The 21,083-nt window shown below is 69.5% G+C and carries 18 protein-coding genes and 1 pseudogene; 12 read left to right on the forward strand and 7 right to left on the reverse strand.

The genetic code is table 11. From position 1 onward, the window contains the following. Window positions 1–52: 52 nt before the first annotated feature. Entirely contained in the window at window positions 53–919 is an 867-nt protein-coding gene (locus ABB55_RS24495; protein ID WP_054361163.1) for a branched-chain amino acid aminotransferase, read from the reverse strand. Between the two features lie 184 nt (window positions 920–1,103). Here ABB55_RS24495 and ABB55_RS24500 point away from each other — a divergent pair, with 184 nt between their 5' ends. Then, window positions 1,104–2,039 carry an alpha/beta hydrolase gene (locus ABB55_RS24500; RefSeq protein ID WP_054361164.1) on the forward strand — a complete coding sequence of 312 codons (936 nt, stop codon included), beginning with the start codon at window positions 1,104–1,106 and terminating at the stop codon, window positions 2,037–2,039. Between the two features lie 112 nt (window positions 2,040–2,151). On the opposite strand, the gene ABB55_RS24505 is transcribed toward ABB55_RS24500, so the two are convergent. Further along, window positions 2,152–4,053, reverse strand: coding sequence for a long-chain-acyl-CoA synthetase (locus ABB55_RS24505; RefSeq protein WP_244472115.1), 1,902 nt, complete (start codon window positions 4,051–4,053; stop codon window positions 2,152–2,154). A gap of 253 nt (window positions 4,054–4,306) precedes the next feature. On the opposite strand from ABB55_RS24505, the gene ABB55_RS24510 reads away from it, so the two are divergent. The 3 genes from ABB55_RS24510 to ABB55_RS24520 are packed head-to-tail and all read left to right on the forward strand — an operon-like array spanning window position 4,307 to window position 7,201. Further along, window positions 4,307–5,611: an O-acetylhomoserine aminocarboxypropyltransferase/cysteine synthase family protein gene (locus ABB55_RS24510; protein ID WP_054361165.1), complete on the forward strand. Its 1,305-nt coding sequence runs from the start codon at window positions 4,307–4,309 to the stop codon at window positions 5,609–5,611. A gap of 16 nt (window positions 5,612–5,627) precedes the next feature. Continuing rightward, the gene (gene metA, locus ABB55_RS24515) at window positions 5,628–6,674 is read left to right on the forward strand and encodes a homoserine O-succinyltransferase MetA (protein ID WP_054361166.1); all 1,047 of its coding nucleotides are present in this window, start codon (window positions 5,628–5,630) and stop codon (window positions 6,672–6,674) included. After that, the gene (locus ABB55_RS24520) at window positions 6,671–7,201 is read left to right on the forward strand and encodes a flavin reductase family protein (protein WP_054361167.1); all 531 of its coding nucleotides are present in this window, start codon (window positions 6,671–6,673) and stop codon (window positions 7,199–7,201) included. The genes metA and ABB55_RS24520 overlap by 4 nt, the downstream gene beginning before the upstream one ends. Before the next feature lie 64 nt (window positions 7,202–7,265). Here ABB55_RS24520 and ABB55_RS24525 read toward each other — a convergent pair whose 3' ends face one another. After that, window positions 7,266–8,699 (reverse strand): glutamine synthetase family protein, encoded by a 1,434-nt coding sequence (locus tag ABB55_RS24525; protein WP_244472116.1) that lies wholly within the window; start codon window positions 8,697–8,699, stop codon window positions 7,266–7,268. Window positions 8,700–8,887: 188 nt separating this feature from the next. Here ABB55_RS24525 and ABB55_RS31340 point away from each other — a divergent pair. The 4 genes and pseudogenes from ABB55_RS31340 to ABB55_RS24540 all read left to right on the forward strand — a co-directional run. After that, window positions 8,888–9,031: pseudogene (locus ABB55_RS31340) on the forward strand (hypothetical protein); the annotation flags it as partial. A gap of 40 nt (window positions 9,032–9,071) precedes the next feature. Continuing rightward, entirely contained in the window at window positions 9,072–9,905 is an 834-nt protein-coding gene (locus tag ABB55_RS29250) for a DUF4424 family protein (RefSeq protein WP_054361168.1), read from the forward strand. A gap of 121 nt (window positions 9,906–10,026) precedes the next feature. After that, window positions 10,027–11,373, forward strand: coding sequence for a UDP-glucose dehydrogenase family protein (locus tag ABB55_RS24535; RefSeq protein ID WP_054361169.1), 1,347 nt, complete (start codon window positions 10,027–10,029; stop codon window positions 11,371–11,373). Next, complete coding sequence (locus ABB55_RS24540; RefSeq protein WP_054361170.1) at window positions 11,370–12,392, forward strand: NAD-dependent epimerase/dehydratase family protein; 1,023 nt, start codon at window positions 11,370–11,372, stop codon at window positions 12,390–12,392. The genes ABB55_RS24535 and ABB55_RS24540 overlap by 4 nt, the downstream gene beginning before the upstream one ends. A gap of 102 nt (window positions 12,393–12,494) precedes the next feature. On the opposite strand, the gene ABB55_RS24545 is transcribed toward ABB55_RS24540, so the two are convergent. The 4 genes from ABB55_RS24545 to ABB55_RS24560 all read right to left on the reverse strand — a co-directional run bounded on the left by ABB55_RS24545 (window position 12,495) and on the right by ABB55_RS24560 (window position 16,681). Continuing rightward, a complete protein-coding gene (locus ABB55_RS24545) occupies window positions 12,495–13,412 on the reverse strand; it encodes a ketopantoate reductase family protein (protein WP_054361171.1) in 918 nt (305 codons plus the stop codon). A gap of 149 nt (window positions 13,413–13,561) precedes the next feature. Further along, a complete protein-coding gene (locus ABB55_RS24550; protein ID WP_054361172.1) occupies window positions 13,562–14,386 on the reverse strand; it encodes a carbohydrate ABC transporter permease in 825 nt (274 codons plus the stop codon). Then, window positions 14,383–15,342: a carbohydrate ABC transporter permease gene (locus ABB55_RS24555; protein WP_054361173.1), complete on the reverse strand. Its 960-nt coding sequence runs from the start codon at window positions 15,340–15,342 to the stop codon at window positions 14,383–14,385. Before ABB55_RS24555 ends, ABB55_RS24550 begins: the two co-directional genes overlap by 4 nt. Window positions 15,343–15,352: 10 nt before the next feature. Next, on the reverse strand, window positions 15,353–16,681 hold the full coding sequence (locus tag ABB55_RS24560; RefSeq protein WP_054361174.1) for an ABC transporter substrate-binding protein: 1,329 nt from the start codon (window positions 16,679–16,681) through the stop codon (window positions 15,353–15,355). Between the two features lie 380 nt (window positions 16,682–17,061). On the opposite strand from ABB55_RS24560, the gene ABB55_RS24565 reads away from it, so the two are divergent. The 4 genes from ABB55_RS24565 (at window position 17,062) to ABB55_RS24580 (ending at window position 21,060) form a co-directional block, all read left to right on the forward strand. After that, window positions 17,062–18,177, forward strand: coding sequence for a sulfate ABC transporter substrate-binding protein (locus tag ABB55_RS24565; RefSeq protein ID WP_083463913.1), 1,116 nt, complete (start codon window positions 17,062–17,064; stop codon window positions 18,175–18,177). 7 nt (window positions 18,178–18,184) lie between these two features. After that, entirely contained in the window at window positions 18,185–19,039 is an 855-nt protein-coding gene (gene cysT / locus ABB55_RS24570) for a sulfate ABC transporter permease subunit CysT (protein ID WP_054361175.1), read from the forward strand. Further along, window positions 19,026–19,907 (forward strand): sulfate ABC transporter permease subunit CysW, encoded by an 882-nt coding sequence (cysW, locus tag ABB55_RS24575; protein WP_054361176.1) that lies wholly within the window; start codon window positions 19,026–19,028, stop codon window positions 19,905–19,907. Before cysT ends, cysW begins: the two co-directional genes overlap by 14 nt. Before the next feature lie 61 nt (window positions 19,908–19,968). Next, window positions 19,969–21,060: a sulfate/molybdate ABC transporter ATP-binding protein gene (locus tag ABB55_RS24580; protein ID WP_054361177.1), complete on the forward strand. Its 1,092-nt coding sequence runs from the start codon at window positions 19,969–19,971 to the stop codon at window positions 21,058–21,060. The last annotated feature ends 23 nt before the right edge of the window (window positions 21,061–21,083 follow it).

The raw sequence follows: 21,083 nt of genomic DNA on the forward strand, positions 1-21,083 counted from the left end.
CGGCGGGGCGCCGGTCGGGCCGTCCCGCCGCTCGCTGGACTCGGACGCGGCGTCAGGAATGGGCGAAGTCCCAATAGAGCTGGCGGGCCTTCCGGCAGAAGGGGCCGGGCTGCAGTTCGCGGTCGTCGATGCGCACGATCGGGGACACCTTGGCGAAATTACCGGAGGTGAAGATCTCGTCGGCGGCCTGGAAGTCGGCATAGGCGAGGCTGGTTTCCACGACCGTCACGCCGGCGGCGCGCAGGAGCCCGATGACGCGGTCGCGGGTGATGCCGGACAGGAAGGTGCCGTTCGGGGCCGGCGTGTAGACGACGCCGTCGCGGGCCATGAAGACGTTGGAATTGGCCGTCTCGGCGATGTTGCCGAGCATGTCGCGCAAGAGGCAGTTGGTGAAGCCGCGGGCGTCTGCCTCCATCAGCGCGCGGGCATTGTTCGGATAGAGGCAGCCGGCCTTGGCGTCGACGGTGGCGCATTCGGCGGTCGGGCGGCGATAGGGCGAGAGCGTGACCGAGGCGCCGGCCGGCGCCGGCATCGGGCTCTCGTAGATCGAGAGCGCCCAGTCGGTCGTCTCGGGATCGAAGCGGACGCCGCCGCCATAGCCGTTCTCGGCCCAGTACATCGGCCGGATATAGAGCTCCGGCTTCGGCCCGAACTTGGCGATGCCCTCGCGGGCGAGCGTCATCCAGGCCTCGACCGAGACCACCGGCTTCAGGCGGAAATTGCTGGCCGATCGGTTGACCCGCTCGAAATGGCGATCGAGATCCGGGGTCACGCCCTCGAAGGCGCGGGCGCCGTCGAACACGGTCGAGCCGAGCCAGGCGCCGTGGGTGCGCGGTCCCATGATGCGCACATTGCCTTCGTGCCAGGCATCCTCGAAGAAGGTCCAGGTGCGGGAATAGGCGATATTCTTGTTGCCCATGGCGGGGGTCCTGTCTCGGGTCGTTCGGCCGGCGATCCTGCCCGAGACAGTTGAGGATTCCGTTTCCGCGCCGGGCAGCGGGCCGCCGGGACGGTCGCGCGGGAACCTCGCCTTAACGGCGGCCATGCTCGGCTGGCGCGGTCGGAGCCGCCGCTGCACCGGCACGCCTCCCGGAGCCCCGCCGATGCCGCTCGATCCCCGCGCCGCCCGCTTTCTCGACATGGCCGCCGCCGGCCGGGCGGAGCCGCGCGAACGCACGATCGCCGAGCGCCGCGCCGGGCTCGCCAAGCTGATGGCTTTCGCGCGCGCCGACCGCATGGGCCCGCCCGGCCGTGACCTGGCGCTGGCGGGACCCGCCGGGCCGGTCCCGGCGCGGCTCTACGGCCCCGGTGCCGCCTCGGCGGATGAGGTCCTGCCGGGGATGGTCTTCTTCCATGGCGGCGGCCTGGTCGCCGGCAGCATCGAGACCCATGACGTCATCGCCCGGGCACTCGCCGAGGCGTGCGGCTGCCGGCTGGTCTCGGTCGACTACCGGCTCGCCCCGGAACACCGCTATCCGGCCGCCGCCGAGGATGCCGAGGCGGCGCTGAGGGCGATCTACGCGATGGCGTCGGATCTCGCGATCGATCCCGAGCGGATCGGGCTCGTCGGCGAATCCGGTGGCGCGGCGCTGGCCGTCGGGGTCGCGGTGGCGGCGTGCTCGGCGGGGCCGCGCATTGCCCTGATGGGCCTGATCTGCCCGGTGCTCGATTGCGGCGGCGAAAGCGCCTCGCGGATCGAATTCGCCGAGGGCTTCCTGATCGACCGGGCGACCTTGGAGGCCGATCTCGCCGATCTCCTGCCGCCCGGCTTCGATCCGGCCGACCCACGCCTGTCGCCGCTCCGGCTCCCCGATCTCTCCGGCCTGCCGCCGGCTGTCATCCACACCGCCGAATGCGATCCGCTGCGCGACGAGGGCGAGGCCTTCGCGGCCCGGCTGGCCGCGGCCGGCGTGCCCGTGACGCTGCAGCGCCATGACGGCATGGTGCACAATTTCCATGCGCTCGGGTCGGTGCTGCCGCAGGGCCGCGCCGCGCTCGACGCCATGGGGGTGGCGTTCGGGGCGATGCTCAGGGGATAGCGAACCGCCGGACCGGGCGCGGCCGGGGAGAATGGCCGGGGCGGACGGACCGGGCGGTCCCGGCAGCGGGGGGCGGACCCGCCGTCGGGCCGGTATCCGGCCCGGATTGGCCTCACAGCCGGATGCGTCCCTCGACGATGGCGCGGTGGCGGTCGGCATCGAGCGGCCGGTAGGCCCCGGTGGCCGGATCGTCGACGAACAGGGGATCGGGGATCGCGGCCGGGTCGAAGCCGTCGCGCACGAGGTCCTGCTTCTTCTGCTTGAAGGTCTCGGTCAGGGCGAGGCCGGTCGCGAGGCGCAGGAACAGCGGCCGCGCATAGGCGGGCAGGGTGCCGGCCAGATGCCGGTGCAGGGCGCCGAGGTCGAAGCCCGGCTCGGTGACCAGCGTGGCCATGCCGGCCCGCCCGTCCGCGCCCGGCACCGCGACGCCGTAGACGGTCGCGTCGACGACGCCCGGCACGGCCGCGATGGCCGCGGCGACCTCGGCGGTCGCGACATTCTCGCCCTTCCAGCGGAAGGTGTCGCCGATCCGGTCGACGAAATACCAGAAGCCCTTCTCGTCGATGCGCATCAGGTCGCCGGTGCGGAACCAGGCGTCGCCGGGGGCGAACACGTCGCGCAGCACCTTGCGCTCGGTCTCCTCCGGGCTGGTATAGCCCTCGAAGCGCCCGCCGCCGGCCGCCGTCGCGATCCGCCCGAGCGCCTCGCCGGCCTCGCCGCGCGCCGCCTTGAGGCACAGCCCGTCCGGACCGCGCAGCGGGAGGCCGGCGTCGGGATCGAAGCGGACGATCGCGGCCGGGAAGCGGTGGCTCAGGAAGGGCGGGATGCGCCCGATCGCGCCCGGCCGGCCCTCGACGTTGAAGAGCGAGAAGTTGCCCTCGGTGGCGGCGTAGAATTCCAGGATGTCGGGAATGCCGAACCGGGCCTGGAACGGTTCCCAGACATCGCCGCGCAGGCCGTTGCCGCAGGCGAGCCGCAGCCGGTGGCGCCGCTCGTCGGGATGCGGCGGCGCCTTCAGGAGATAGCGGCAGAGCTCGCCGATATATTGGAAGAGGGTGCAGTCGTGGCGCACCACGTCGGCCCAGAAGCGGCTCGCCGAGAACTTCTCGGCCAGCACCACCGATCCGCCCGACACCAGCATGCTGGCGGTGGCAACCACGCCGCCGACGCTGTGATGGATCGGCAGGCAGTCGTAGAGCCGGTCGTCCGGGGTCGCGGCGGAGAGCCCCGCAAACCAATGGCCCCAGCTCAGGATCCGATGGTGCGAGACATGGGCCGCCTTGGGCAGGCCGGTCGTGCCGGAGGTGTAGATCAGAAGCGCCCGGTCGTGCACGCCGACCGGCCGGCGCTCATGCGGCGCCAGCGGATCGCCCGGCAGACGGTCGAGCACGACGGCGAGGTCGTCGCGGTCGCCGCCGAAGATCCAGAGCCGCGGCGCCGGGGCAAGCCCGGCGATCGCCTCGGCGACGGGCGCGGCGAAGGGGGCCTCCGCGATCACATGCGCCGGCGCCGCGACGTTCAGCGCATGGGCGAGCGATGCTCCGGCAAGCTGCGTGTTGACCAGCGCCACCAGGCCGCCGACCGTCGTGATCCCGATCCAGGCGGCGAGGTAGTCCGGCCGTGTCGACATGACCAGCGCGACCCGGTCGCCCGGCGCGATGCCGGCTTGCAGCGCCCAGCGGGCATAGCGGGCGACCCGCGCCGACAGATCCGCATAGGTGAAGGTCTCGGTCTCGGAGATCAGCGCCGGGCGCGTGCCGTCGGCGGCGGCGCGGTCGGCGATCGCGTCCGCCAGCAGCCGCTCGGGCGCCGCATCGATCGCCGCGACCCGCTCGATCGCCATCAACCAGCGCTTCGACGGGGACGGCAGGGCGGACAGCGGCGCGACGGAAGGTGGTGTCGTTGGTGCAGGCGTCGCCGGGGCGGACGGCGCGGGGGCGGTCGCGTCCGCACGCGAATGCTCCGCGGCGTCCGGCCTCGGCATGGCGGCGATCGGGCTTGCAGACTGGGGCATGCGGCGGCCGTCCCGGGTGACAGACAGGGCGTGAAGTCACGCTCCCCGACATACCCCGATACCCGTTGCGGCGCGCTGAACGAGCATGGTGAACGGCCCGCCAATCCCGGCAAGATCAGATCGGCCTTGGTTCATCGTTAGGGTTAAAAATCGTTTGGTTTTGCGGCTTCATTTCCGGTTTAAGGCCCTGCGCGTAGGTTTGCTTCGAACAGGCGGCGAGCATTTGCGGCGCTCGCGGCCGACGAGGATCATCATGCGCAGAGAGACCATCGCGATCCATGCCGGCTACGAGCCGGATTCTGCGGTCAAGTCGGTCGCCGTGCCGATCTATCAGACCGCGTCCTATGCTTTCGACAGCGCCGATCATGCTGCCGCCCTCTTCAATCTGGAGGAGGAGGGCTTCCGCTACAGCCGGATCAACAATCCGACCACGGCGGTGCTCGAGAAGCGTCTGGCGGAGCTCGAAGGCGGCGTCGGCGCCCTGTGCGCGGCCTCGGGGCAGGCGGCGCTGCATATCGCGCTGGTCAATCTCGCCGACCACGGCGGCAACATCGTCACCGTGCCGCAGCTCTACGGCACCACCCACACGCTGCTCTCCCACATCCTGCCGCGCCAGGGCATCACGACCCGCTTCGCGGCGAGCGACCGCCCCGAGGATATCGCCGCGCTGATCGACGACGACACCCGCGCGGTCTTCTGCGAAAGCATCGGCAACCCGGCCGGCAATGTCTGCGACATCGCCGGCATCGCGGCGGTGGCGCATGCGGCCGGCGTGCCGCTGGTGGTCGACAACACGGTGGCGACGCCGATCCTGCTGCGTCCCTTCGAGCATGGCGCCGACATCGTCGTGCATTCGCTGACCAAGTTCCTCGGCGGTCACGGCACCACGCTCGGCGGCGCGATCGTCGACGGCGGCCGCTTCCCGTGGAAGGAGGCCGGCGCCCGCTTCCCGGCCTATGTCGTGCCGGACCGCTCCTATCACGGCCTGATCTATGCCGAGCGCTTCGGGCCGATGGCCTATATCGAGCGCGCGCGCAGCGTCTACCAGCGCACCATGGGCGCCGTGCTGTCGCCCTTCAACGCCTTCCTGATCCTGCAGGGCATCGAGACGGTCGCGCTGCGCGTCGAGCGCCATGTCGAGAATGCCCGCACGGTGGCGCATTGGCTGAAGGCCGATCCGCGCGTCGCCTGGGTCAACTATGCCGGCTTCGACGACAGCCCCTACAAGGCGCTGGTCGAGCGCTATCTCGACGGCCGCGCCTCCTCGCTGTTCACCTTCGGCATCCGCGGGTCGATGGAGACCGGGAAGGCCTTCTACGATGCGCTGAAGCTGGTCACGCGGCTGGTCAATATCGGCGACGCCAAGTCGCTCGCCTGCCATCCGGCCTCCACGACCCACCGCCAGATGACCCCCGACGAACAGCTCAAGGCGGGCATCCGCCCGGAGACCATCCGTCTGTCGATCGGCATCGAGCATGTCGACGACATCATCGCCGATCTCGACCAGGCTCTGGCCGCCGCCGTGGCGTCCGACCGCTTCGCCGAAGCGGCCGAGTGACGCCGGGAGGCCCGCCATGGTGATCGCCCAGACGAAAGGCCGTCACGATCCCGGCCTCGCCGCGCCGCCGCGCCGGCGTGCGGCCCGGGGCGGTGGCGCGGGCGGGCGCGGCTTCGGCCGGCCGGTCACCATCGGGCTCGTCAACAACATGCCGGACACGGCGCTGACGGCGACCGAACGGCAGTTCTCCGGTCTGATCGCGGAGGCCGCGGCCGGCCGGCCGGTCCGGCTGCTCCTGTTCTCCTTCGCGTCCGTCGCCCGCTCGGAGCCGGCGCGCGCCCGCATGGCGGGCCAGTATCGCGACGCCGCCGAACTCGCCGCCACACCGGTCGACGCGCTTATCGTGACCGGGACCGAGCCGCGCGCGCCGCGCCTCGACCAGGAGCCCTATTGGCCCGACATGGCCCGGCTCATCGACCATGCCGCGCGCCATACGGTCTCGACGCTCTGGTCCTGCCTCGCCGCCCATGCGGCGGTGCTGCATCTCGACCGGGTCGAGCGCCGGCCGCTGGCCGACAAGTGCTTCGGCGTCTTCGGCAGCGCGGCCGTGTCCGCCGATCCTCTGGTCGCCCGGCCCGGCGCGCCGCCGCTCGCCGTCGCCCATTCGCGCTGGAACGGTCTCGACGCCGCCGATCTCACGGCCTGCGGCTACCGCATCCTGTCGACGGTCGGCGAGGCCGGGGTCGACGTCTTCGCCAAGCGCGTCGGCAGCGAGTTCGTCTTCTTCCACGGGCACCCGGAATATGACGCCGGCGCGCTCGCGGGCGAGTATCGCCGCGATGTCGGCCGCTACCTGACCGGCGAACGGGACCGCTATCCCAATCTGCCAGAGGGCTATTTCGACGCGAATACGAACGCGGTCCTGGACGACTATCGCGCGCGGGCCGAACACGACCGCGGCGCGGTCGCCTTCGCCGACCTGCCGCGCCTGGTGCCTCGATCGGGGCTTGCCGAGGCGACCCGCGCGACGGCCGCCTTCCTGTTCCGCAATTGGCTCGACGGCGTCTTTCTGGCGGTCGGCTGCAACGCCGCAAGCGCCGGCGCCGCTGCGGTGGCGCGATGAGCGTCGCCGAGTGCCTGCCCGCAGAGCGCACCGACCCGCCGGGCATCGACCCGGCCGCCTTCCGGCTCGCCATGCGCGAACTGGCCGGCGGGGTCAGCGTGGTCACCACCGGGCGCGGTGCGCTGCGCACCGGCCTGACCGCGACCTCGGTCACGTCGCTGTCCGCCGAACCGCCGGCGCTCCTGGTCTGTATCAACCGCTCGTCGTCGGTGCTGCGGGTCCTGCGCGAGCATCAGGCCTTCGCGGTTAACATCCTCAAGGCCGGTCACGAGGATGTCGCCGACCGCTTCGCGGGACGCTCCGGCGCCTATGGGGCGGCGCGCTACGGCGATGCCGAATGGACCGAACTGACGACCGGCATGCCGGTGCTCGCCGATGCGCTGGCCGCCTTCGACTGCCGCGTCGAGGCGATCCTCGACTGGCACAGCCATGCGGTCGTGATCGGCCGGATCGAGGCCCTCGCGTCGACCGGCGGCGACGGCGCGCTGGTCTATTGGCGCGGCGGCTACCGGGGCGTCGCGCCCTGACCACCCGCAGCCGGGCGCGCGCGCCGCGCACGGCCGGGAGCACGGTGCGGGGCGGGGGCGTTGCTCAGACCACGAAGCCGTAGAGCTCCCATTCCGCTTCCGAGACATCGAGTTCCAGGCGCAGCCATTCGGCCCGCTTCACGGCCACGAAAGCGCGGTGCATGCGCGCGCCGAGCGTGCGCTTGACGAAGTCCGATCCGTCCATCCGGTCGATCGCGTCGATCCAGCTGCGCGGCAGGTCGGCCGGACGCGCGGCCTCGTAATTGTTGCCCTCTGCCGCAGGCCCCGGATAGCTCTGGTCGCGGATGCCGTCGAGCGCGCCGGCCAGCGTGACGGCGCCGACCAGATACGGGTTGGCGTCGACGCCGGCGACGCGATGCTCGAAATGGCGGGTCGCGCCCGGCAGGCCCGGCACGCGCAGGGCGACCGTGCGATTCTCCACGCCCCAGGAATCGGAGGCCGGCGAATAGACCGCGGAGGCGAAGCGCCGCCAGGAATTGCGGTAGGGGGCGAGGATCAGCATCGTGTCGCCGATCGTCTTGCGGATGCCGCCGATGGCATGGAGCATGAGCGGGCTGAGCGAGCCGTCGGGCTGATCGGCGAACAGGTTGCGGCCGCCCTCGCTGCCGAGCGACAGGTGCAGGTGCATGCCCGAGCCGGCTTCCTGGCCGAAGGGCTTGGCCATGAAGGTCGCCTCGACGCCGAAGCGGCGCGCGACCGTGCGCACCAGCCGCTTGGCGAGCACCACGTCGTCGGCGGCCCGGATCAGGTCGCGATAGCGGATGGTCAGTTCGTACTGGCCGGGGCCGTATTCGGAGATCAGCGATTCGAGCGTCAGGCCGGAGGCGGCGGCGGCCTCGTAGATGGCCTCGAACAGCGGCGACATCTCGTCCAGTTCGTCGACCGACATGGTGTTGCGCTGCATCGAGCGCCGGCCGGTCAGCGCGTAGGTGGCGGGCATGCGCCGGCCGTTCGGGCCGGTCTGCCGGTCGACCAGATAGAATTCGAGCTCGAAGGCGCCCATCGGCTCGTAGCCGGCGGCGCGCGCGCGCGCGATCTGATTGAGGAGGGCCGTGCGCGGGGCGACCTCGAAGGGGCTGCCGTCGGCCTCGCACATCCCGACCAGCACCTGGCCGCGGCCGACCTTGGGCAGATAGCCGAGCGTGCCGGGCAGCGGCCAGACGCGCATGTCGGCGCCGCCGTCGACCAGGATCAGCCCGCTCTCCTCGACATCGTCGCCGGCGACATCCTGGCCGAACAGCGATCCCGGCATGCCGCGGCCGTTGCGATAGAGCGAGTCCAGTTCGTGGCGGCGGATGATCTTGCCCCGGCCGATGCCGTGGAAGTCGGGCATCACCACGTCGATGCCCTGGACGTCCGGGTGTCGCTCCAGGAAGGCGTGGGCCTCCTCCAGGCTGGCGCCGGTCGGCGCTGCGCCCGCCGGCGCCGCGCCCGTCGTGGTCGCCCCGTATGCGGCCGTGTCCGACTTGGTCTTCAAGGCTTGCTCTCCCGCTGCAGGTCGGCGGGCGGGCCGGCTCTCCGCCGCCGCAGCCTCGTCGTTGCGTTCTTCTCTATCGACCGGCGCGCGGACTTGTCCATGACCTGGGGCGGTCGGCCGCGGGGCGATTGGCCGGATACCCGAAATCCGGCTAGGATCGCGCCTCGGCCGGTTGGACGGAGTTGTCGATGTTCGCGTGGGGCTTCAGGATCGGGTGTCTTGCCGGGCTGCTCGGCCTGGCGGGTGAGCCGGCCGCCGCCAATGACAGTCAGGCGGCTTTCGGCCTCGGCGGTCTGACGCTGCTCCGCTCCGCCGACATCCGCATGGACAGCGAGGTGCTGTCCATCTCCGAAGAACGGATCACCGTAGACTATGTCTTCAGAACGGATCACCGTAGACTATGTCTTCACCAACGCCTCGTCGCGCGATGTCGATACGCTCGTCGCCTTTCCGTTGCCGGATGTGGACAACGGGATCGAGGTGTTCACGCCCGACTACGTCAACGAGCTCGAATTCCGCACCGTGATCGACGGCCAGCCGGCGGCCCTCGAACTGGTGCAGATTGCCCGTTTCGGGGGACGCGACATCACCGCCCGGCTGCAGCGCCTGGGCGTGCCGCCGATGCCGGTCGGGACTTTCGATGCCGCCATCAATGCCCTCGATCCGGCGACCCGCCAGGCGATGATCGCCGAAGGGCTGATCGAGGAATATGGCAGCGACGGCAAACAGACGCTCTGGGCCGCGCACTGGACGACCGCGACCAGCGTCACCCGGCGCCAGGTCTTTCCGGCCGGCCGGAGCGTATCGGTCAGTCACTCCTACAAGCCGTTCACCGGAGGCTCGGTCGGCGGCCGGCTCGATCCGGGCAATCGTAAGTCGAGGGAATTCGCCGAGGCGCGGACCAAATACTGTATCGACGACGCTTTCATCCAGGGCTTCGATCGCAAGCGTGCGGCCGCTGCGAAGACTGGGAGCTACCACGGCGAAACCTGGATCTCCTATGTCCTGACCTCGGGCGCCAACTGGAAGGGGCCGATCGGCCAGTTTCGGATGATCGTCGACAAGGGCCATCCGGACGCCCTGATCAGCTACTGCGCCACCGGGGTGCGCAAGACCGGCCCGACCCGGTTCGAGGTCGCTTATCAGAACTACGTACCCCGACAAGATATTCACATCCTCATCGTCAAATTCCATCAGGATCCATGACCGGCTCTTTACTGTCATCGGAAATTTGCAGTTGTTGAAGTAGGGCGGTCGCGAGATGCTGCGTCGCGCCGACGCCAGCTGGGGCGACCCGGGGTGCGAACGTGCAGGGGAGTTATTGCATATGAAGATCGCGATGATCGGCTCCGGCTATGTCGGCCTCGTCTCGGGCGCCTGTCTTGCCGATTTCGGCCATGACGTGATCTGCGTCGACAAGGACCCCGAGAAGATCGTCGCGCTGCGGGCCGGCCGCATCCCGATCTACGAACCGGGCCTCGACGAACTGGTCGCCAACAACATGCGGGCCGGTCGGCTCGCCTTCTCGACCGACCTTGCCGCCGCCGTGGCCGAGGCCTCGGTGGTCTTCATCGCCGTCGGCACGCCGGCGCGGCGCGGCGACGGCCATGCCGATCTCTCCTATGTCTACGGCGCCTCCCGCGAGATCGCCCGGGCGATGCGCGGCTTCACCGTGGTGGTGACCAAGTCGACCGTGCCGGTCGGCACCGGCGACGAGGTCGAGCGCATCCTGCGCGCCGAAAATCCCACGGCCGATTTCGCGGTCGCCTCGAATCCCGAGTTCCTGCGCGAGGGCGCGGCGATCGCGGACTTCAAGCGGCCGGATCGCATCGTCGTCGGCCTGGACGACGAACGCGCCCGTCCGGTCCTGTCGGAGGTCTACCGGCCGCTCTATCTCAACGCGGCACCGCTGCTCTTCACCGACCGCCGGACCTCCGAACTGATCAAATATGCGGCCAACGGCTTCCTGGCGATGAAGATCACCTTCATCAACGAGATGGCCGATCTGTGCGAGAAGGTCGGCGCCGACGTGCAGCAGGTCGCCCGCGGCATCGGGCTCGACAACCGGATCGGCTCGAAGTTCCTGCATGCCGGGCCGGGCTTCGGCGGCTCCTGCTTCCCGAAGGACACGCTGGCGCTGATCAAGACCGCGCAGGATCACGAGGCGCCGCTGCGCCTGATCGAGACGACCCATGCGGTCAACGACCAGCGCAAGCGCGCCATGGCGCGCAAGGTGATCGCCGCCTGCGGCGGTTCGGTGCGCGACAAGACCGTGGCGCTGCTCGGGTTGACCTTCAAGCCGAACACCGACGACATGCGCGAGGCGCCGTCGCTGGCGATCGTGCAGGCGCTGCAGGATGCCGGCGCCATCGTCCGTGCCTACGACCCGCAGGGCATGGCCGCCGCGCGCGAGATGATGCCGTCGATCGAGTATGGCAGCGGCCCCTACGATGTGGCCCGCGACGCGGACGCTCTGGTGATCATCACCGAATGGGACGCCTTCCGGGCGCTCGACTTCCAGGAACTCGCCCGGATCATGCGGGCGCCGATCCTGGTCGACCTGCGCAACATCTACCGCCGGGCCGATGTGGTCGGCCACGGCTTCACCTATGTCAGCATCGGCCGCTCGTCGGTCAGTCTCGAAGAGGGCTCGCTCGTCCAGGCGGCCGAATGAGGCTCTTCATCACCGGAACGGCCGGCTTCATCGGCTTCCATCTGGCCCGCCGCCTGCTCGGCGAGGGGCATGTGGTGACCGGTTATGACGGGATGACCGACTATTACGACCCGCGCCTGAAGCGGGCCAGGACGGCGATCCTGGCGCGGATGCCCGGCTTCATCCCGGTGACCGGGATGCTGGAGGATGGCGATGCCCTGCGACGGGCGGTCGAGGCCTCGGCCCCGGACGTCGTGATCCATCTCGCCGCCCAGGCCGGCGTGCGCCACAGCATCGACAATCCGGGCGCCTACATCGCCTCCAATCTGGTCGGCAGCTGGAACCTGCTCGACATCTGCCGGCAGGTCCGGCCGCGTCACCTGATGCTCGCGTCGACCAGTTCCGTCTACGGCGCCAACGCCAAGGTCCCGTTCGCGGAGACCGACCGGTCCGACGAGCCGATGTCGCTCTATGCGGCGACCAAGAAGGCCATGGAGGCGATGGCGCATTCGCAGGCCCATATCCACGGCCTGCCGACGACGGCCTTCCGCTTCTTCACCGTCTACGGTCCCTGGGGCCGGCCCGACATGGCCTTGTTCCGCTTCGCCGACGCGATCCTGAAGGGCGCGCCGATCGACCTCTATGGCGAAGGCCGCATGCAGCGCGACTTCACCTATATCGACGACCTGATCGAGGCGGTCGTCCGCCTGATCCCGCTTGTGCCCGTGACGCCGGCCGATCCGGCCGCGGCCGCCGAGACCGGCGTCTCGCCGGTGGCGCCGTTCCGAGTGGTCAATATCGGCAGCGGCCGGCCGATCGGTCTGTTGGACTTCGTCGCCGCGATCGAGGCGGCGGTCGGCCGAAAGGCCGCGACGCGCCTGCTGCCGATGCAGCCGGGCGACGTGCCGCGCACCTATTGCGCACCCGATCTCCTGCAGCGGCTGACCGGCTATCTCCCGGAGACGCCGATTGCCGAAGGCGTCCGCCAATTCGTCGACTGGTTCCGGACCGAGTATCGCGCCGCAGTCGAAGGGGCCTGACGGGCCAAGTCAGGCTGACGGGCGAAGGCAGGCTGGCGGCCCCGCAAGCATGCGCCGCCAGGGCGCTTGCCCCGGGTGAGGCCCAAGGGCCCGGCCGTCGCCTCAGCGGCCGCCGGCGTGGAGCTTCAGGGCGCACCAGACGGCGCGGTGGACGGGGGTCGGCACGCCGAGTTCGGCGCCGAGCCGGACCACCGTGCCGGACAGCCAGGGCAGTTCCAGCCGAGCGCCGCGTTCCAGGTCGTGGGCCATCGAGGCGCGCGTCGCGGCCGGCAGGTTGTCGGCCGCCGCCAGCACCTTGTCGGCCTGCTCGGGCACGATTGCCACGCCGCGCGCGCGGGCGACGTCGGCGGTCTCCGAGGCCGCGTCGCGCAGGAAGGCGCGCAGATCCGTGTCGGCGCGGATGTCGCCGATCGGCTTGCGGGTCAGGGCCGTGATCGCGCTGAAGGCCGACAGGAAGACGAACTTCTCCCAGATGGCGCGATCGATGTCGGGCGACAGCGTGTGCTCGATCCCGGCTGCCTGGCAGGCTTCCGCGAAGGCCGCGAGCCGCGGGTCCGCGCCGCCGCCGAAGGCGCCGAAGATGATCCGGGCGAGGCTGCCGACTTGGCGGATCACGCCGGGCGCCGCGATGGTGGCACTGATATGGGCAACGCCGCCGGCGACATGCTCGGCGCCGAGCGCGGCCCGCAGCAGGGAACCGGCCTCGATGCCGTTCTGGAACGAGATCACCACGGTCTCCGGTCCGACCATCGGTCGCAGCTGTTCGGCTGCCGCGGCGGTGTCCCAGAGCTTGACGGCGACCATCACGACATCGACCGGGCCGACCTTGGCCGGGTCGTCGGTGACCGTGACGGCGAGGCCCGCGACCGGATGGGCCGGGCTGTCGATGGTCAGGCCGCGTTCGGCGATGGCCGCGCCATGCGCGCCGCGCGCGATGAAGGTCACGTCGGCCCCCGAGGCTGCCAGCTTCGCGCCGAAAAAGCCGCCGACCCCGCCCGTTCCCATGATGGCGATACGCATGTCGATCCTCCTCATCGATCCGTCCGGATCGACCCGTCCTGATCGATCCGTCCGATGGTTTGGTCGCACGGACGGGAGACCGGTGCAATGCAACCGGGCGACCGGGCCCGCGCGGGTCCGGCCGGGAGAAGGGCAGGCGGGTTCTGCCGTCAGCCGCCCTTGACGGCGCCCGCGGTCAGGCCGGCGACGATCTGACGCTGGGCGATCAGGGTCACGACCAGCACCGGCAGCGTCACGATCAGGGCGGCGGCGGCGAGCGGCCCCCAGCTGACCTGGTCGTAGGAAATCATGTTGTAGACCGCGACCGGCAGCGTCCGGGTCTCGCGGCCGGCGAGCACGATGCCGAAGACGAAATTGTTCCAGGAGAAGATCACCGCCAGGATCATGGCGACGACCACGCCCGGCTTGGCGATCGGCAGCGCGACGTGACGGAACACCTCCCAGCGCGTCGCCCCGTCGATCAGCGCGGCCTCTTCCAGCTCCATCGGGGTGGTCTCGAAGTAGCTGATCATGATCCAGATCACGATCGGCACGGTCAGCACCAGATGGATGATGATCTGCGGCCAGAGCGTGCCCATGATCCCCATCCAGCGGAACAGGAGAAACAGCGGGATCAGATAGGAGAGGCCCGGCGTCATGCGCGCGATCAGGATCAGCATGGCGGTGCGCCGTGCCTTCATGCGGGCGAGGCCGTAGCCGGCCGGCACGCCGACCACCAGCCCGATCAGGGTCGCCGCGCCGGTGACCAGGATCGAGTTGATGAAATAGGTGCCGAAGCGGTTCGATTTGAGGACCTCGGCATAGTTCTCCCAGGCGACGGTTTCCGGAATGAGGATCGGCGGATAGGCGCCGTTGTCGATCTCGTACTTGAGCGACAGCGAGATCATCCAGACGAAGAACAGCACGGCCGGGGAGACCAGCAGGAAGACGCAGACCCAGAGCAGGGTTCGGTCGAGGATCGCCTTCAGGCTCATGCCGCCGCTCCCGCTTCCGACCATTGCGTGCGCTGGCGCAGCCAGACCATCAGCACCGACAGGGCGACGACCAGACCGAAGAAGATGACCGCGATCGCCGAGCCGTAGCCGATGTCGTAATAGGCGAAGGCCACGCTGTAGAGATAGAGGTTGATGGTCTCCGACGCCGTGCCGGGGCCGCCCTGCGTGATGGCGAAGATGATGTCGAAGCTCTTGACCGCGTCGATGGTGCGGATCAGCGCCGCCACCATGATGAAGGGAGCGACCATCGGCAGGGTGATGTGGCGCAGGAGCTGCCAGCGCGAGGCGCCGTCGATCACCGCGCTCTCGTAGGGCTCGGTCGGGATCGACGACAGCCCGCCGAGCACGATCAGCATCACCAGCGGCGACCATTGCCAGGTCTCGACCAGGACCAGCGAGGGGATCACCGAGCCCGGATGGAACACCCAGAGCTGCGGCGGAATGCCGACCAGCGAGAGGAGATAGTTGAGCACGCCGAGCTGCGGATGGAACATCATCGTCCAGACCAGCGCGATCGCCACCGGCGTCGCCATCATGGGCAGGACGAACAGCGCGCGCAGCACGCCGCGCCCCATGAAGCGCTCGTTGAACACGACCGCCGCAATGGTGCCGACCAGGATCGGCAGGATCACCGACAGCGCCGTGTAGGACAGCGTGTGCCAGAAGGATTCGATGAAGCGGTCGTCGCCGGTCATGCGCCAGTAGTTGGCGAGGCCGACGAAGCTGGAGCCCTGGCCGAGCTTCCATTCCTGGCCGCTCATCCAGATGGTGAAGACCCAGGGGAACAGGATCACGGCCAGGATCACCACCACGGCCGGCAGCACGAACGGCCAGTAGCCACCCGTCCAGGCCGGCGGGCGTCCGGCCTTCCCCATGGTCGAGGAGGCCGCCGCAGCTTGCGCTGCGGCGGCTTGCCCGAGGCTTGCCTCGTTCATGGTCTCGGGCTCAGCCCTTCTCGCTGCGCTCGAGGGTCGGCCGGAAGGCGTCGGTCGCCTTCTTCAGTTCGGTCGCGGGGTCGCCGCCGGAGAGGAGCGCCGTCAGGCCGGTGCCGATCGTGTCGCGGAATTCCGCCACCGGCACGATGACCGGCAGGCCGAGTTTCGAGACCTTCGAGGAGCCGATCACCGAGTCCAGCCAGGCGGGCGGGAACTTGACGCCCTCGCGCACGTTCGGATCGTTCAGGATCGAATTTCGGAAGGGCACGCCGCCGCCGGTCTGCAGGAGGCGCGCGCCCATCAGCTTGGAAACGGCCCATTGGCAATAGAGATAGGCGGCTTCCTTCTTGGTCGAGGTCTCGGTGACGGCGATGCCGTCCCCGTAGGTGCAGGACGCCTGCGCCTTCGGTCCGGCCGGCACGACCGCATAGCCGACCTTGCCGACGATGCGCGACTTGGTCGGATCTTCGAGCGGCGGCGCGAAGCCGACGCCGTCGAGCCACATGCCGACCTTGCCCTGCATGAAGGCCGCCTGGCATTCCATCCAGTTGAAGCCGGCGGCGCCCGGCGGGCCGTATTTGGTCAGCAGCGTCTGGTACATCTTCGCCGCGGCGATCGCCTCGGCGCTGTCGGTGGCCAAGTTGCCCTTCGCATCCAGCGCGTCGCCGCCATGGGCGAGCAGGAGGTTCATGTAGGGCGGCAGGTTGGCGTTGCGCAGCCCGCGGCAGACGAAGCCGAAGGTGCCCTCCTTGGGATCGGTCAGCGCCTCGGCGGTCTTGACCAGCTCGTCGAGCGTGGTCGGGAAGGTCAGGTTCTTCTTGGCGAAGAGATCCTTGTTCCAATAGATGATGAAGTAGTCGACCGACCAGGGCAGCGAGTGCATCTCGCCCTTGTCGTTCTTCGCATAGAGCAGGCCGGCGGCCGAGAAGTCGCTCTCGACCAGGTCGGCGCCGGTCAGCGACGGGTCCTTCATGAATTTGGACAGGTCGGCGAGCCAGCCGGCGCGCTCGAACTGACGCTTCTGCACGTGGTAGCTGATATGGCATACGTCGAAGCTGGGCTTGCCGGACGACAGCTCGATCACCAGCTTCTGGCGCTGCTGCTGCTCCGGCGCCATCTCGGACGAGACCTTGATGCCGGTCAGGTCCGTGAACTCCTTCTCGTATTTGGTCAGCAGATCGCCGCGCGGGCTCTTGATCAGGTTCACGCCGATCTCGGTGCCGGCGAATTTCTTCCAGTTCACGTCCGCACGCGCCGGCGCGATGGCGCCGAATCCGAGCGTGCCGGCGGCTGCGGTGCCGATCAGAAGATCGCGCCGCGTCAGTCCCTGTCCGAACATGAATTCCTCCCGAAACTGTCTGGCTCGTTGGCCATCCTGTCGTTCTGCGATCCGTTCGCGAGCCTGCGACCGCGTCGAACCGTCGGGACCATTCTGAGCATCGAACGACTTGTCAGACAATAGAGAATCGTCGCGCACCGGATGGTGCGCGACAGGCCGGAATGACCGGGCCGTCCGGATGGTCCCGGCACTACGCACAGCGGCCCCGGCCGGCCGGATTGGCGGCGCCGGGCGCCTGTCTGCAACGCGCCGCGCAAGCCCTGGCGGGCCATCGGGCGCTCGGAGGGAACGCCATTCCAATTTGGAGGCAATCTACGGAATTGACAAACCCGACCTGATAAGTCGAGATTAACGCGCCATGAACGAACCGGGAGGTCCCCATGAGCGCTGCTTCTTCCAACCTCGACTCCGTGCCGGCGGTCCCGTCCGCCTTCCGTGAGCCCCGGACGGGCAGGGCCCTCGGCCGGCCGCCGCTGTGGCGCCGGGTCGTCGACTGGGCGCTGATCGGTGCGGCCTTCGCGGTCGTGGCCGGGGTCGCCGTGCAGGCGCGGGCGCAGTCGACGACGCTGCTCAACGTTTCCTATGATCCGACCCGCGAACTCTACAAGGACGTGAACGCGGCCTTCGCGGCGGAGTGGAAGGCCAAGACCGGCGCGAGCCTGACGATCCGCGCCTCCCATGGCGGCTCGGGCAAGCAGGCCCGCTCGGTCATCGACGGCCTCGACGCCGACGTGGTGACGCTGGCCCTGTCGGCCGACATCGACGCCATCGCCCGCGAGGCGAAGCTGCTGCCGGCCGAATGGCAGAAGCGCCTGCCGAACAATTCCGCCCCCTATGCGTCGACCATCGTGTTCCTGGTCCGCAAGGGCAATCCGAAGGCCATCAAGGACTGGGACGACCTGGTCAAGCCGGGCATCGGCGTGATCACGCCGAACCCGAAGACTTCGGGCGGCGCGCGCTGGAACTATCTGGCCGCCTGGGCCTACGCCCAGCAGAAATATGGCGACGAGGCCAAGGTGCGCGACTACATCACCGCGCTCTTCAAGAACGTGCCCGTCCTCGATACCGGCGCGCGCGGCGCGACGACCTCCTTCGCCCAGCGCAATCTCGGCGACGTCCTGCTCGCCTGGGAGAACGAGGCGTTCCTGGTGTTCGACGAATTCGGCGCCGACAAGTTCGAGATCGTGGTCCCGTCTATCTCGATCCTGGCCGAGCCGCCGGTCGCGGTCGTCGACGTGAATGTCGACCGCAAGGGCACCCGCCAGGCGGCCGAGGCCTATCTGCAGTTCCTCTATTCCGACAAGGGCCAGCAGATCGCCGCCAAGCACCACTACCGCCCGAGCCGGCCGGAGGTGGTCGCCAAGGACCTGGTCGATGCCTTCCCGAAGCTGAAGCTCGTCACCATCGACCGGGATTTCGGCGGATGGGCCAAGGCGCAGCCCGAGCATTTCGGCGACGGCGGCACCTTCGACCAGCTCTACAAGCCGAAGTCCTGAGCCCGCCATGGCACAGGCTCTCGTCCTCGGACGCAGGACCTCCGGACCCGGCGTCCTGCCGGGTTTCGGACTGTCGATCGGCTTCACGCTCGTCTATCTGAGCCTGATCGTGCTGATCCCGCTCGGCGCCCTGGCGCTGAAGGCCGCCGGTCTCGGCGTCGACGGGCTCCTGAAGATCGCGTTCGACGCGCGCGTGCTGGCGGCACTGAAGATCTCCTTCGGGGTCGCCTTCGCGGCGGCTCTCATCAACGCGATCTTCGGTGTCCTGGTCGCCTGGGTGCTGGTCCGCTACGACTTTCCCGGCCGCGCGCTGGTCGATGCGGCGGTCGATCTGCCCTTCGCGCTGCCGACCGCGGTCGCCGGCATCGCGCTCGCCGCGCTCTATGCCGGCAACGGCTGGGTCGGCGCGCTGCTCGAGCCCTACGGCATCAAGGTCGCCTATACGCCGCTCGGCATCATGGTCGCTCTGGTCTTCGTCGGGCTGCCCTTCGTGGTCCGCACCGTTCAGCCGCTGATGCAGGAACTCGACCGGGAGATCGAGGAGGCCTCCGCCACGCTGGGCGCGAGCCGCCTGCAGACGATCACCCGCGTCCTCCTGCCGCCGCTGCTGCCGGCCGTGCTGACCGGCTTCGCGCTCGCCTTCGCGCGCGGCGTCGGCGAATACGGCTCGGTGATCTTCATCGCCGGCAACATGCCCTACGTGTCGGAGATCGCGCCGCTCCTCATCGTGATCAAGCTCGAGGAATTCGACTATCGCGGGGCGACCGGCATCGCGCTGATCATGCTGCTCGTCTCCTTCGCGATGCTGCTCGTCATCAACCTGATCCAGGCCTGGAGTCGCAAGCGCTATGGCCATGTCTGACACGGATGACTGGCGCGCCGCCGCCGCCACGGCCGGCGCGACCGGCGAGGGGTTTGCCGCCCGTGCGGTGCTGATCGCGCTGGCGCTCGGCTTCCTCGCCCTGTTCCTGGTGCTGCCGCTGGTCGCGGTTTTCGCCGAGGCCTTCCGGAACGGGGTCGGCGCCTGGTGGGCGGCATTCCAGGACCCCGACGGGCTGGCGGCCATCCGCCTGACCCTGATCGTCACCGCCATCGCGGTGCCGGCCAACCTGGTCTTCGGCATCGCCGCCGCCTGGGCGATCACCAAGTTCCGCTTCCCCGGCAAGAGCCTGCTGATCACCCTGATCGATCTGCCCTTCTCGGTCTCGCCGGTGGTCTCGGGTCTGGTCTGGGTGCTGCTGTTCGGCGCGCAGGGGCTGCTCGGCCCGTTCCTCAAGGCGAACGGGCTGCAGATCATCTTCGCGGTGCCGGGTCTGGTGCTGGCCACGATCTTCGTGACCTTCCCGTTCGTGGCGCGCGAACTGATCCCGCTGATGGAGGAGCAGGGCACCGCCGACGAGGAAGCCGCCATGACGCTCGGCGCCAGCGGCCTGACGACCTTCGTGCGGGTCACGCTGCCCAATATCAAATGGGGCCTGCTCTATGGCGTCCTGCTCTGCAACGCGCGCGCGATGGGCGAGTTCGGCGCGGTCTCGGTCGTGTCCGGCCATGTCCGCGGCCTGACCAACACTATGCCGCTGCATGTCGAGATCCTCTACAACGAATACGAGTTCGTGGCGGCCTTCGCGATGGCCTCGCTCTTGGCGGCGCTCGCCCTCGTCACGCTCGTCCTCAAGACCTTCCTCGAATGGCGCTACGGCGGGCATCTCGCCGGCGGACGCGGCCACTGACCCGAACCGGCGCGCCGGGTTCGAGCCCGCGCCGCCGCCCGACGATCGACCGGAGGCTCCGATGGAAATCCAGATCCGCGACCTCGCCAAGGATTACGGCACCGTTCCGGCGCTGCACAGCGTCGATCTCGACGTGAAATCCGGCGAACTGCTCGCCCTGCTCGGGCCATCCGGCTCCGGCAAGACGACGCTGCTGCGCTCCATCGCCGGGCTGGAACAGGCCTCGCGGGGCAAGATCTTCTTCGGCGAGGAGGAGGCTTCGGCCACGCCGGTGCGCGAACGCGGCGTCGGCTTCGTGTTCCAGCACTATGCCCTCTTCAAGCACATGACGGTGGCCGAGAATATCGGCTTCGGCCTGTCCGTGCGGCCGCGCGCCAAGCGCCCGCCCAAGGCGGCGATCCGCGAGCGCGTGCTGTCGCTGCTCGATCTGGTTCGTCTGAAGGGGCTGGAGGATCGCTATCCGGCGCAGCTTTCCGGCGGCCAGCGCCAGCGCGTCGCGCTCGCCCGGGCGCTCGCGGTCGATCCGAAGGTTCTGCTGCTCGACGAACCCTTCGGCGCGCTCGATGCCAAGGTGCGCAAGGAATTGCGCAAGTGGCTGCGTGAAATCCACGAGGAGACCCACTACACGACCGTCTTCGTCACCCACGACCAGGAGGAGGCGCTCGAACTCGCCGACCGCGTCGTGGTGCTCGACAAGGGCCGGATCGAGCAGGTCGGCACCCCGGACGAGGTCTATGACGCGCCGGCGACGCCCTTCGTCTTCGCCTTCATCGGCGATTCCAGCGAATTGCCCGTGACCGTCGACCAGGGCCGCGTCTGGCTCTACGACCGCGCCGTGCCGCTCGGCCTCGACGTGGTCGGCCACGGTCCGGCCCGGCTGTTCGTTCGTCCGCAGCACTGGGAGGTCGGCGCGCCGGCGAACGGGCTTGCCGGCGTGGTCCGCTCGGTGCTGCGCCACGGACCCGGCCGGCGTGCGGAGGTCGAACTCGGTGCCGGCGTCTCGGTGACGGTCGACGTGTCCGACGATCACGCGGTGCGCACCGGCGACCGCATCGGCCTCAAGCCCAGCCGCTGGCGCCTGTTCCTCGCCGACGGCCAGGCCGTCGCCCCGATCCCCGCCCGCCGCCCCGCCGCCTCCGGCTTCCGGGCGTGAGGGGGGGCAGCAGGCGAGGTCGG

Source organism: Prosthecodimorpha hirschii, from assembly GCF_001305515.1.
Lineage (GTDB): Bacteria > Pseudomonadota > Alphaproteobacteria > Rhizobiales > Ancalomicrobiaceae > Prosthecodimorpha > Prosthecodimorpha hirschii.